Annotated in this window: 10 protein-coding genes and 1 tRNA gene; 1 reads left to right on the forward strand and 10 read right to left on the reverse strand. The window is 38.6% G+C overall.

The genetic code is table 11. The features are described 5' to 3' along the window. Window positions 1–254: 254 nt before the first annotated feature. The 5 genes from AC0L7T_RS20505 to AC0L7T_RS20525 all read right to left on the reverse strand — a co-directional run bounded on the left by AC0L7T_RS20505 (window position 255) and on the right by AC0L7T_RS20525 (window position 6810). On the reverse strand, window positions 255–1535 hold the full coding sequence (locus tag AC0L7T_RS20505; RefSeq protein ID WP_473338020.1) for a glycoside hydrolase family protein: 1281 nt from the start codon (window positions 1533–1535) through the stop codon (window positions 255–257). 324 nt (window positions 1536–1859) lie between these two features. Beyond that, on the reverse strand, window positions 1860–3143 hold the full coding sequence (locus AC0L7T_RS20510; protein WP_473338021.1) for a sialidase family protein: 1284 nt from the start codon (window positions 3141–3143) through the stop codon (window positions 1860–1862). Window positions 3144–3909: 766 nt separating this feature from the next. Continuing rightward, window positions 3910–3982, reverse strand: a tRNA-Thr gene (locus AC0L7T_RS20515). A gap of 147 nt (window positions 3983–4129) precedes the next feature. After that, complete coding sequence (locus AC0L7T_RS20520) at window positions 4130–6184, reverse strand: DUF349 domain-containing protein (RefSeq protein WP_473338023.1); 2055 nt, start codon at window positions 6182–6184, stop codon at window positions 4130–4132. A gap of 59 nt (window positions 6185–6243) precedes the next feature. Continuing rightward, a complete protein-coding gene (locus AC0L7T_RS20525; protein WP_473338025.1) occupies window positions 6244–6810 on the reverse strand; it encodes a YqgE/AlgH family protein in 567 nt (188 codons plus the stop codon). 98 nt (window positions 6811–6908) lie between these two features. Here AC0L7T_RS20525 and pdxH point away from each other — a divergent pair, with 98 nt between their 5' ends. Then, window positions 6909–7547: a pyridoxamine 5'-phosphate oxidase gene (gene pdxH, locus AC0L7T_RS20530; RefSeq protein ID WP_473338027.1), complete on the forward strand. Its 639-nt coding sequence runs from the start codon at window positions 6909–6911 to the stop codon at window positions 7545–7547. 165 nt (window positions 7548–7712) lie between these two features. Here the strand turns inward: pdxH and bshB1 are convergent, their stop codons facing one another. The 5 genes from bshB1 to pnp all read right to left on the reverse strand — a co-directional run bounded on the left by bshB1 (window position 7713) and on the right by pnp (window position 13701). Then, a complete protein-coding gene (gene bshB1 / locus AC0L7T_RS20535) occupies window positions 7713–8429 on the reverse strand; it encodes a bacillithiol biosynthesis deacetylase BshB1 (RefSeq protein WP_473338028.1) in 717 nt (238 codons plus the stop codon). 32 nt (window positions 8430–8461) lie between these two features. After that, on the reverse strand, window positions 8462–9493 hold the full coding sequence (locus AC0L7T_RS20540; protein WP_473338029.1) for a peptidoglycan DD-metalloendopeptidase family protein: 1032 nt from the start codon (window positions 9491–9493) through the stop codon (window positions 8462–8464). A gap of 12 nt (window positions 9494–9505) precedes the next feature. Next, window positions 9506–10444: a thioredoxin-disulfide reductase gene (gene trxB, locus AC0L7T_RS20545; RefSeq protein ID WP_473338031.1), complete on the reverse strand. Its 939-nt coding sequence runs from the start codon at window positions 10442–10444 to the stop codon at window positions 9506–9508. 158 nt (window positions 10445–10602) lie between these two features. Continuing rightward, window positions 10603–11466, reverse strand: coding sequence for a sigma-70 family RNA polymerase sigma factor (locus AC0L7T_RS20550; RefSeq protein WP_010853621.1), 864 nt, complete (start codon window positions 11464–11466; stop codon window positions 10603–10605). 102 nt (window positions 11467–11568) lie between these two features. Beyond that, window positions 11569–13701, reverse strand: coding sequence for a polyribonucleotide nucleotidyltransferase (gene pnp / locus AC0L7T_RS20555; RefSeq protein WP_473338034.1), 2133 nt, complete (start codon window positions 13699–13701; stop codon window positions 11569–11571). Between the last annotated feature and the right edge of the window lie 67 nt (window positions 13702–13768).

A 13768-nucleotide genomic window follows, 5' to 3' on the forward strand; every position in this document is an offset into this window, starting at 1 on the left:
GTTTGAAATTTTTCTTTTTAGCCCTGTCCAATTTAACGTGTTTTCTAAATTGGGCTGGCATTATATATAAATTTGAATCCTCAAATAATTGAAAAGTTTACGTTACCATAACCTAGAACAAAATTAAACAGCAGTGCATCTAACCTGATCTTAAACTATAAGCACTGAACCAATTCAAAACTAAAGCTAAGGGGTTATTTTCAATAATTGAAATAAAATTATAGGAATAAAGCGTTTAGTGGTACAAAGACTCCTTACTTGACTTTAATCCATCCATTTTCAGTTATGTTGCTAACTTCTAATGAGTCCCTTTCATAAAGGGTAGCCGTATCATTTCCACCTGTATACATGCCATTCATAAAATGACAATCTGCTACTTTTGCCTGAATCCTGACCAGCGATTGTCCATTTCCCATGATGTTCATGGCATGGATGTTATTTATTTTACCAGGTGAGGATTCTTTGCCGTAGCCAGTACCACCTATAAGTATGGCCTCATAACGGTCATCTATTGCCCTGAAGATTAAACCATTGATATAAACATGATGAATTCCCGCTTCATCACTTGCTCTAATGGCCACCGCACGGTACTTGTTTTCACAAGAAACATTGGTAATCACTACTTGCTCTATGTCGTCTTCCGGCCCATACCACCTACTTGCAGTAACCATACTGTCTCTTATGTCTCCATTTTTTTTGTTTATATCAGGAGCGGTATCAAGATTGGAAAGAGCGATAAAATCATCTCCCGTTACTCCAGTTATATTATTGATTCTGAAGTTTTTGCAACCTTGTCTTAAGTTTATCCCATCCTTATTCGACACCATCAATTGCTCTCCGTTTATCGTTACGAATTCTTCATTGAAAATAGTCAGGTCGGATAGGTTTGCTCCAACAGTTCGTTCAAAACTAATGGTCCAACCATGGGTATTTTCAAACCTTACATTTTTTATATTGAAGTTTTTGACGTAGCCAATCAATACCATGATGTTTCTCCAGTCCCCTTTTTGCTTCACCCCTGGTATTCCAGCATCCGTACCATAGCTAACCCTCCAATTTCCTTTCTCCTGCTCCTCTTTAGGATTCAGCGTTAGCATTCTTGCCCCATCTCCAGTGGCTCTAGGGTTGCTTGCTCCTCTAAGGATTGGGCTCCCTATTCCATAAATGCTAATGTTTTCATTCCAATCGGGATTTTCTATACCCTCCCCTACATTATCTGAGCGGAACATGTTGTCTCTGCTAATGTCTGATAATTGAAGGGTACAGTTTTCCAGGATGATGGTGATATTACTCGGTAATAATAGCGCACTATCGATCATCCAAATATTGGTACCGTTGGCATTAACACGAGGAATTCGAACCAAGTTAGAACTTCCACTAGCCTCTTGTATTGCTTGTACAATACGTTCAGTGTCCGTGCCTTCATATGCGTTTGGGTTGGTTTCTTCCCCCGCCGCAGCAATGGCATGGGAGGCTATGAAACAAGTGCTTAGAAAAAAGATACTTACGAAAAGGACTCTACTATTCTTCGACATTTTATGGTATTGATTCTAGGGAATAACGCTCGCCTGCAATTTTATCAACGATCATTTTATTTACAAAAACATGAATTTATCAAAATTCAGTGTATTAATTCAATTTTATCCCCAATAGAAATTTAAAATTAACCTTTAGTGGACACACTTTTAACTGACAACATAAAAGACATGTAAGAAAAACTCCATTTTTTAAATGGAGAGGCAAATTAAAACTTAGTGCTACAAATAAAAAAAGAATACTTGCTTCCGTTTTGTTCAAGCTTCAACAATCATTGACAGAATGAATATAGTTTAAGCAGAACTGTAAAGCCAGAAGAAGGTCTATTCTGAATTGTTATTTGGGTGCTTCCATAGAATTTTAGCCATAAAAACGCTATTGTCTGCGGCAACATTTTCTTCTCCTCTCATGTATTCGGCAACAGTAACCCAGGTTTCGTCCTGATTGACCTTCATTATTCCAAAATTACCTAAAGCTACTCCCCTGTTAGGCACTATTACTTGCTCCGTATCACGGATTACCTGAAGGTTATCAGTATCTACCTGTGCCATAAAAAGTGGTGCTCTATGACGAAAAACCTCATCGTTATCAGCTCCCTTTCGGGTATATACCAGATATAAGGCGTCACTATGACTCACCCAATGTTGTTGCGTGTTATAACTACCCAAAATAGAATTATCGTTGAAGGTCCATTCCTTAGGAGAACTAAAATGCAGTCCATCTTTGCTTTTGGATACATAGGCACTCTTATCACTACGCATTGTTAGATAATATTCTCCCTTAAAAGAGGCAATGGAGGGTTCATATATTCCCCTCCCCTGCTGAAGTATTAATTCATCTCCATGTGCTTTATAAATCAAGTTTTCACCATCAAAAGTACATCGAACAACAGTGGTACTAAACCCAAAATCATCACTTTCCATCAAATTGCTAATACTAAAGGCCTCCTCTGGGTTAGTCAAAGCCAAAGTAGCCTGTTCCTCGGTAACCTTAAAATAAAATATCGGTAAGAGAATATCTCCATCAGGCAATTCAAGCCATTGAGCACTACCGGCAGCAGGTGCCATTAAAAGCTTTCCTTCATGATCTTTTTCAGGAAGTTCCAAGAATTTTGGAGAACTCCATTGTGCTGTGGCTGGATCAAAATGGGCATATACTACCTCCTTTTTCCAACCGTCGTGTGTTCTTTCGTTAGAATAAAAGGGAGAAGTGCCTATGTTTACCACTTTATTAGTTTTGGAATGCCACTGAGGCCACATATCCACTACAGATCGATATCCACTGTCTTGTTCAATTATTGACAAAGAAGGTATTGCTTCAGGTTCAGACCAGGTTTTGCCCAAATCCTCGCTTTGGACTTGATACAAATCATGGTAAACATCTGAGCCAGTTTTGAGGGTCTGCGACATTGTCGTAATCACCCTAAGCGGATCAGATGGTATGACTGCTGAACGTGCATGTGTCCATGTAAATTCCTTTTCATTTCCCTTCGTGATTGTTTCTAGTTCTACTGAGAAAGATTCACTTTCAACAATGCCTCTATCTTTACAGCCAATGACTATACAGGTGGTAAGGAAGAATATAAATTTTGCGATCGCGCTTAACATTTGCTTTATTTATAGTTGTTTCTAGGTGGTGGAGCAGATAAGATAATAATCGTTCGGTCAGATTGTCGACAACCTCACTGACAATCGTTTTGCCAAGGCAAAACGCTTTGACGTGCTCCATTCAATCTCACAGGTTCGGGAAATAAAGGAATAAATATTCCTGGATGAGCCCTTTTGCCCTGACTATCTTATCAGAAGGTTTTATCACTTTTTGGACAATATATCTTTTAGTATTTTATTATCAGACAAGGTTAGCTTCAGCCTACTTTTGTATAAGCTTATTATTGCCATCTTAAAGTTTTTTGAGCTTTTGCTGTTCCCTACTTTTTACACCTGTTGTAAAATGTGCTCTTGTCGGTACCCAGTACCATTGATAGTTCTCCTACTTTCCTCACCAATCCTTTTCCTTGAGAGCAATGATGGTTTCATTGTCGCTAAATACGCTAATTTTCACAGTGAAAGGTTGAATTTAAAGTTAGTAAATTCGAATTAACAACCGTCCATTTTATGGGGGAATTTTATTGACAAAATTCAAAGGTTTATGATGCATCCAATGACCTAAAATCCAATTCCTATTTACTAGGATTGAATTTGCTGTGCATTAAAAAATGGAAAAATTAGGAATCAGTACCTTATTTAAGACTTCTTGAATATGTAGAAGCCTTTTTTTATACGTAAAAAGCAGTTAAGAAAAAGTTGTTATGCAAATGACGTGCAAACAAAAAAGCCCTTACAAGATATTTCTCGTAAGGGCTTGATAATCAAGAGCCTCCTGTCGGGATCGAACCAACGACCTACTGATTACAAGTCAGTTGCTCTACCAGCTGAGCTAAGGAGGCTTCTATATACAAACACTCTTTTAAAAGTGACATCAGGAAGACTTTTTCCCTGATTGCGAGTGCAAATATAGTTTTATAGACTTAGGAAATCAAAGTTTTTGGTGACAAATTTTAACCAAAATAGCTATTTTACTCATAGTGAAGGAATTAAAATTCACGTATAATTGAAAGCTTCTTCTTCAATTTCTCCACCTCTTGTTCCGCCTTCTCAATCTTTTCATCAAATTGGTCTTTCAATTTATCTGCTGTCTTAGAAGCGGCAAAAAACTCAAGGTTATTTCTCCACAGGGTAATGTTATTTTCTAAATCGGTGATTTGTCTGCGAATTCCATGCTCTTTCTTATTAAGCACTTTAACGCTATTTGGATCGGTTTGGAGTTTATTTAGGTTCAGCCTGAACAAGAAATCATCTTTGCTCTCTCCTTCCAACTCTAATTTGGATACGTACTCATTTACTGCATCATTGAATTTCGCAGAAACTTCCTTCATGTTCTTTCTAGGAACAAAACCAATTTCATTGAATTGCTGGATAAGTTTCTCTAAGTTTTCTGAACTTGCCTGGTTTTCATCTTTAGCGGCATCCGAAATTGCCTGACAAATCTTCTCTTTCTCTTCCAGGTTATCTTCAAATGCTTTATTCGTTTCTTTATTGGCATTCCTCCTACTATCGAAGAAGGTATCACAGGCCTTTTTGAAACGGCTATACAGGTCATCCCTGAATTTTTCAGGCATTGGACCTAGCTCTTTCCATTCTTTTTGCAATTGGATCAGTTCGTTGGAAGCGTTTTTCCAATCGGTACTATCCAAAAAGCCTTCAGCACTTTGAATCAGCTTTTCTGCCTTCTCTTTGTTTTGTAGTCTTATTTCATCAAGCTCTTTAAAGAATAGATTTTTATGGTGGAAAAACTGCTTAAAAAGACCCCAAAAAGATTTATTAATTTCTTTTCCTGCTTCTCTAGGCACTGGTCCAATACCTTCCCACTCTTTTTGTAAGGCAAGAATCTCTTTGGTTTTGGTATTCCAATCCCGAATTTTGTCCGCTTTGAAAGTTTTGAAAGTATCCAGTTTTTCGATAAGCTTTTCTTTCAATACCTGATTGGCTTTGAAAACTTCCCTTTGACTGTCATAATAGGCTTTCCGTTTATTGTACACTGCATCGGAAGCACCTTTAAACCGTTGCCACAAAGCTTCTTGTTCTTCTCTAGGTACTGGGCCGATATGTTTGAATTCTTCATGAAGGTCATTCAGGCTTTTTATCGCATCCTTCACATCTTCTACCTCCGACAGTGCTTCTGCCTTAAGACAAAGTTCCAATTTACTGTCAAGATTCTTTTTCCTGTCCAGTTCTTTTAATTCAAAATAAATACTACGGTTGTCATAAAACCTATCCATTAAGGCATTATAAGAAGCCCAAAGATTTTTGTTTTGACTATGGGGAACCGGCCCTATATTTTTCCATTCATCCTGGATCTTTTTGATCGTCTCTATACTATTGGTCGTCTCTTCGCCATCTACAATAGCCCTCAATTGATCAAGAATCTGGTTTTTATCACTGGCATTCTTTTCTTTAGAACGTTCCAGGTCTTTAAACTGCTGCTGTTTTTTTTCTCTGAAAAGCTGATAGGAAGCAAAGAACTCCTTGTCTTGATCTGTGCCCCTATAGGCAAAGCCATCTTTTTCTCCACCTTCTTTCAGGTATTGCTCCAGAGCTTGTTCTCGTTCCTTTGCAAAGTATTCGTCGTATTGGTTTTTTATTTCTTGAACCAACGCATCCCTCCGAACAAAATGTTGCTCGTTTACAAAATCTTTAAGGGTTTTGATAAGTTGGGTTTTAGTAAAATTATGGAAATCAAATTCCTCTTCCTCTTCCTCATTCTCATCCGACTCTTCCTTATTGGCAACAACCACTTCAGTTGGGGCCTCAGGCTCAGTTGTGCTTTTTGAAGACTCCGCTTCAACAGGCTTATCCTTATCTTCAGAAGGCATTTTATCCTCCTTTTCATCTGGAACCTCATTAGATAGAGTAGGCGTTTCGGTTACTACCTCCTCACTCTCCTGATCAGTTGTTGAATCTTCGTCTATAGCATCACTGGTGGGTACTTCCTTTTTTTCGGCAGATGCTTCTTCTCCTGATTTTTGGCTATTCGCCAATTCGTCAGTAACCTTGTCTGCATTTTCAGACATTTCTTTATCCTTATCCATAATATTTAAAATATTCATGCGTAATTCAAACCATACTAAGCAAAAGTAGCAAATTTGAGCTAATTAAGCCTTGGGTCAATCGGATAATTTGCTAATACTTGGAAATCACCTCCCATATTCTTCAAAATAACCCTCCATAAATCGTCAGGTGCAACCGTAAAGATGTTTTTAGCATGGCTATTATCACAAACAATCCATGTATTATCTATCAATTCTTCTTTTAATTGTCCATTTTCCCAGCCTGAATAACCTAAGAAAAATCTAAAATCTGAAATATCAACTAAGCCTAATTTGTTTTTCCCTATTAATTCCGTGAAATCTCCTCCCCACCAAAGGTGCTCCCCTAGCGAAACACTATCTTCCAATACCTGCTCTCCGTGATAGATAAAATGGAGGGTATTTTGTTCTACAGGACCTCCAACATAAACCTCCTTATCTAAATCACAATCTTCCAGAAGTTCCTCTAATTTAAAAATAGACATCTTATTTAGCACCAAACCAAAGGATCCCATTTCATTATTTTCACACAATAGCACAACTGACCTCACAAAATTCTCATCTTGTAGGAAAGGATCGGAAATCAACAAACTCCCAGATTGTGGGGCTATATTGGACATATCATCCATCAAAATCGGTTTATATGAGGCATTAATATAAAGCAAAAATATTTAAAACCAATATATTTGCATTCCAAACTTAAATTTCGGCAATAAATCATAATAAAATGAAATTAGCAGACATAAGAATAGAATATTCTTCTAAGAAATTGAATTTAAATGAGATAAATTCAGACCCTTTGGAACAATTCAAAGTATGGCTATCTGAGGCAATTACAGCTCAAGTCAATGAACCAACTGCAATGCACCTTTGCACTATAAATGATAACGGAAACCCTTCTGGCAGAATTGTCCTGCTAAAAGGTGCAGATGAGGGATTTGTTTTTTTCACCAACTACTCCAGCCACAAAGGTCGCCACCTTTCCAAAAACCCTGCCGCTTCTCTAACCTTTTTCTGGCCTGAATTAGAAAGACAAGTGAGAATAGAAGGTATCGTCGCTAAAACTTCAGCTGAAGAGTCTGACGAATACTTCAAGAGCAGACCTGTGCAAAGTCAAATAGGTGCTTGGACCAGCCCACAAAGTGAAGTTATTCCGGATCGCTCTTACTTAGAGGAAAGACAGCAGGAAATAGAAAAAAGATTTAAATCTGAGCCAATAATTCGACCTGAAAACTGGGGAGGTTACCGCCTTTCACCCACTTCCATTGAGTTTTGGCAAGGTAGACCGGCAAGACTGCATGACAGGGTATTTTATAGCATCAAAGATAACAATTCAGAATGGACAATGGAGCGCTTGGCACCCTGATTGCATTTCCCACTATACCTTGGGAAAAGGAACCTAATTAAAAAATAATAAGGCAATGCACTGACTAAAACAAATTTCCCAAACAAAAGCAAAAATAGCAACGATTGGCTGATATTGTGATGATTTCATCACTTTATTAAATGGCCAATCGTTGCTATTCTGGGGTCAAATAAGGTCAAAAAGATCTTTAACTCCTGCTACCCTTTCTACTGTAAAACCTTCTCCAAACTTCACATTGATCTTATGTCCCAATTCACGGGACCTGGCTTCAATGAAATCAAGAAATTCAGGACTGGAAATAAAACTTTCCGGTTCACTAGAATTCGGATCATGGAATTGAGATTTAAATGCCAGTATACTGTTTTTTTTGATCTCCCAATAATCAGAAACATCCACAACCAGGTCTGGTTCAAGGTATTGATTTTGAATATAATGGTAAATATATTTTGGTCGCCAGGGTTCTTGAGAAACACCATCTAGTTCGGTTTCCAATTTCCTCAGACCACTAATAAAACAAGCATGTGATGCCAAACTACCTCCTTTACCATGGTCGGGATGCCTGTCCTCAACTGCATTGGCCAGCACTATTTCTGGTTGATACTTACGTATCACCCTGGCAATCGCTATCTGATGATCCGAATCATCTTTGAAATAGATGTCCTTAAAACCTAAGTTTTCTCTGGCGCTAAGTCCAAGAATTTTTGCCGAAACGTCAGATTCCTGCAAACGTATTTCAGGCGTGCCCCTGGTACCCATTTCGCCCTTGGTGAGATCTAATATACCAACCCTGTATCCTTTGTCCCTATGCGATGCTAAAGTACCACTGCAAGCAAGCTCTATATCATCAGGATGAGCAGCTATGGCCAAAATATCCAATTTCATTTTTTCTTAATTTAAAATGAATTCTAAAGTTCTCATTGAATTTGTAATCGTTTCCCAATTCGCAATATGGTCCTGGTGCTTATTCCGTTTAACCTGGTAATCTGACTCACCCTAACCCCATACCGTTGCGCTATCAGTGAAAGATTGTCTCCACTCCTTATTCGGTGGTAGACGGCCTCACGCATCTTTATTTCATGATCAAAGCTTTTGGCAGTTATGTTATAGATTGGTGCTCTAATCCTCCCAATATCAAAATCAAAAATTTCGATAGGGTTAATTGAAAGCCCCTTATAGCGAACTTCAAAATGAAGGTGAGGTCCTGTACTTCTGCCAGTGCTTCCTCCTAATCCAATAACCTCACCAGCTCTTATCTCTTGCCCAACCTTTACTACCTTTTTAGAAAGGTGGCCATATAAGGTTTCAAGTCCATTTCTATGTCTTACCACAACATAGTGGCCGTAACCATACCTCTCATAAGAAGTAATGCGGACTATACCGTCAAATGCAGACCTCACGGAATCACCAGTGTTTAATTTCAGGTCAGTGCCATGGTGCCAGCGATAATGCCGTCTACCAAAATCAGAATTGATTTTGGTTTGTTCCAAAGGAGCACTCCATCCGGAACCATACAAGGAATTGTACAAATTAACAGGTATGGTATCCTTTAATTCTCTCGGATCAAAGTCATAACTATTGATTTTATGACTGTCCCAGAGACCATAATATTCATATGCTGTAATCCAAATACTATCTATTAATACTTTTTCTTCCACTTCCACCATCACATGGGTAGGCGCCCAGATAAAAGAATCATTGCTTTCACTTACCAATGATAAGCGCTTCTTTAGATCGAGTTCACCTTTGAATATCAGGGCATCGGTTGCTTTCTCAAGCTCACTTCTGTATTGATCAGCGTCGAAAAGGACGGCGCCTGAAGGTACCGAAAGAGACTGTTCTACAAGACCACTGTTCTGTTTATCTACTTTTCTTTGCTGTGCTGTGACATTAAAGGTGAAGGAGGTCCAAATTAGAAACACGAGGAACCATCGTTCTTTTAGAATCATATGGACTCAGTACTATTCTTGGGAAGCCAAAAACCTTTCTGCATCCAGGGCTGCCATACAGCCAGTACCTGCAGCGGTTACTGCCTGGCGGTATTCATGATCTTGTGCATCTCCACAAGCAAAAACGCCCTCAACATTGGTAGTTGTAGTTCCAGGTTTAGTTAAAATATAACCGTTTTCATCTGTATCAATTTGGTTGACAAAAACCGATGTATTTGGCTGATGGCCTATTGCTACGAAAAAGCCTTCTACATCCAAAATACGCTCTTCGCCCGAAATTCTGTTCTTAACTTTGGCACCAATTACTTCCTCTTCACCAAGAATTTCTTCCGTTTCATGGTTCCAAAGAATTTCAATTTTTGGGTTTTTCATAACCCTATTTTGCATGATTTGAGAAGCACGAAGTTCATCTCTTCTAACAATCATGTAAACTTTCTTACAGATATTGGACAAATAGCTGGCCTCTTCACAGGCCGTATCTCCTCCACCTACAATGGCAACATCTTTTCCTCTGAAAAAGAAGCCATCACAAACAGCACAAGCAGAAACCCCTTTACCATTAAGTCTGGTTTCACTTTCTATCCCCAACCACTTGGCAGAAGCACCAGTGGAAATAATGACAGTTTCAGCTATAATTGTTTTATTTCCGTCAACAGTAACTTTAAAGGGCCTTTCGCTAGCATCCATAGCTGTCACTACTCCATACCTTACGTCCGTTCCGAAACGTTCTGCTTGTTTTCTGAAGTCTTCCATCATTTGAGGCCCCATTACCCCGTCAGGATAACCAGGATAGTTTTCCACGTCATTGGTAATGGTAAGCTGCCCTCCAGGCTGAACACCTGTATACATTACTGGAGAAAGTCCTGCTCGTGAAGCATAAATAGCAGCAGTATAGCCTGCTGGACCTGACCCAATAATGAGAACTTTTATGTTTTCTGTTTCCTTGTTCATTGCTTTATATATTATTCACTATAACTCGAAAATGAAATTCTTTCGAATACTAACGCCATAGAAAAACAAAAAAGTTTACTCTCTCGAATATTTTTTTGTTGGATATAAAAAAAGGGCAAAGCGCCCTTTTTTAAATTTTCTACTTTGTCTCTAATAATTTACCCCAGATAAGGCTTCAAAGTTTTACTTCTGCTGGTATGTCTTAGTCGTCTGATCGCTTTCTCTTTAATCTGTCTAACCCTTTCACGGGTAAGATTAAACTTCTCGCCGATTTCTTCCAAAGTCATTGCATGTTCTCCATTCAATCCAAAATATAGGGTGATGACATCAGCTTCCCTTTGGGTAAGCGTAGACAATGCCCTTTGGACTTCTTTTCTCAAGGAGTCATTCATCAAACCATCATCTGGTTTGGTTTCTCCATCATTTTCCAAAACATCTAGCAGGCTATTTTCCTCTCCTTGTACAAAAGGAGCATCCATAGACACATGTCTTCCAGAAATTTTCATGGTATCCACTACTTCTCCTGCAGTCACTTCAAGTACTTCTGCGAGCTCTTCAGGTGAAGGCTCCCGTTCAAACTTTTGTTCAAGTTCAGAGAATGTTTTACTGATCTTGTTAAGTGAACCCACTCTGTTTAGCGGAAGTCTTACAATTCTGGATTGCTCTGCCAATGCTTGGAGAATGGACTGACGAATCCACCATACAGCATAAGAAATAAATTTAAAACCCCTGGTTTCATCAAATCTTTGGGCTGCTTTAATCAAACCAAGGTTACCCTCGTTGATCAAGTCACCCAGTGATAAACCTTGATTTTGATATTGCTTGGCAACGGAGACAACAAATCTAAGATTGGCTTTGGTTAATTTCTCCAAGGCCAACTGGTCTCCTTCACGGATCCTTTTGGCCAAAACCACTTCTTCATCCGCTGTCAATAAATCTACCTTACCTATCTCTTGAAGGTATTTATCCAGAGATTGACTTTCTCTGTTGGTAATCTGTTTACTGATTTTAAGCTGCCTCATTCAATTTTATTGATTATTTTTTAACGCATTGATAACAGATGTTTCCTGAATAATAGTTCATTTTTTAAAATATGAGCTATTATTCAGAATACTTCCAGCTTACTAGTCCTTTCTTTGTGGCTTAGGCAACAATGCTTTTCTGGACAATTTGTATTTTCCTGTTTTTCTATCTACATCAATCAGTTTCACAGCAATTTCCTCGCCAGATTCTAAAACTCCATCCATAGACTCAAGTCTTTCCCACTTGATCTCAGAAATATGCAACAAGCCATCCTTTCCAGGCATAAATTCCACAAAGGCGCCAAACGGCATAATATTTTTTACTTTCCCAGTATAGGTTTCCCCTATTTCAGGCTGTGCTACGATTGCTTTAAGTCTTGCAATAGCGGCATCCATGGAGTCCTGGTTATTGGAGAAAATATTTATTTTTCCCATATTGTCCACTTCCTCTATGATGATAGTGGCACCTGAATCTTTTTGAATCTCTTGAATCACTTTACCTCCGGGTCCAATAACAGCTCCGATTAATTCCTTAGGAATCATCATGTTATAAGATCTTGGCGTATGTGGTTTGAATTCTGGTCTGGCTGTTGGAAGTGTTTTGTTGATTTCATCAAGTATATGAAGTCTACCCTTCCTAGCTTGATAAAGCGCTTCCTTGAGCACTTCATAGTCAAGACCTTCTACTTTAAGGTCCATCTGACAAGCTGTGATTCCATTCGCAGTACCCGTCACTTTAAAGTCCATATCTCCCAAATGATCTTCATCACCCAAGATATCAGACAAGATGGTATAATTACCTGTCTTTGTATCAGAGATCATACCCATAGCAATTCCTGTTACCGGGCTTTTGATCGCAATACCTGCATCCATTAGGGCCAATGATCCTGCACAGACTGTAGCCATAGAGGAGGAACCATTTGATTCTAATATGTCAGAAACGATACGAATAGTATATGGATTGTCAGCAGGAGCTGGCAAAACTTTTTTAAGTGCTCTCATGGCTAGGTTACCATGTCCTACTTCTCTTCTTCCTGGTCCCCTGTTCATTTTCACCTCACCTGTACTGAAACCTGGGAAGTTATAATGTAAAAAGAACTTGTTGTAACCTGACAAAACTGCTCCATCTACCATTTGCTCATCAAGCTTAGTACCTAAAGTACAAGTAGTAATGGATTGGGTTTCACCTCTGGTAAAAATTGCAGACCCATGCGCTGAAGGCAGGTAATCAACTACAGACCAAATAGGTCTGATTTCGTCAGGATTTCTACCGTCAAGTCTCTTTTTCTCAATTAATGTGAAATTTCTTGCCGCTTCTTTATAAACTTTACCAAAATACTTACTGATAAGTCTTTCATCATATTCATGATCTTCACCCAAACTTTCTATAAACCCATCTTTTATGGCTTTTGTAAGGTCCGAACGTTGCTGCTTATTGGCTATCTGTCTGCTGACCACTTCATACAAGCTGTCATAAACATCTGCCTTAATTTTATCAAATAAAGCTTCGTCATTTACTTCATGACTGTAAGCTCTTTTTTCTTCTTTTCCAACCAGCTTCGTCAGTTCTTTTTGAACTTTACAATGCTTTTTGATTTCTTCATGGCCAAATTGTAAGGCTTCAACCATTTCATCTTCTGAAACTTCATCACCTTCACCTTCTACCATAAGGATGAATTCCTCAGAACCTGCAACGATCAACTCCAAAGAAGCCTTCTCCAAATCAGATGGCTTAGGATTGATGAAAAGTTTACCATCAATTTTAGCTACCCTTACTTCTGAAATAGGTCCATTGAAAGGTATGTCTGAGACAGCTAATGCTGCTGAGGCAGCTAATCCCGCTAGACAATCTGGCAACACATCTTCATCATAAGACATCAAGGTGATGCTAATATTGGTGTCAGCATGGTAGTCGTCAGGAAAAATAGGCCTGATGGCTCTGTCAACCATTCTACTGATCAAAATTTCGTAATCAGATAATCTTCCTTCTCTTTTTAAAAATCCTCCAGGTATTTTACCTGAAGAAGCGAATTTCTCCTGATAATCAACAGACATCGGCAGAAAATCTACCCCGTCACCTGCTTCTTTTTTAGTTACTACGGTAGCTAATAGAATAGCTTTGCCCATCTTAATTATGACAGCACCATCAGCCTGTTTGGCCAATGCACCTGTCTCAATGATTATTTCCCTACCATCTTCAAGAGTGATAGTTTTTGAAATTGTATTTGGTAACATATACTTTTGAGTATGTAAAGTGTATAGTTTTAAAAATAAGGCTTAATAACAGAAGGAAGTAAAAAAG

This window comes from Cyclobacterium sp. 10D3-21 (genome assembly GCF_055809755.1).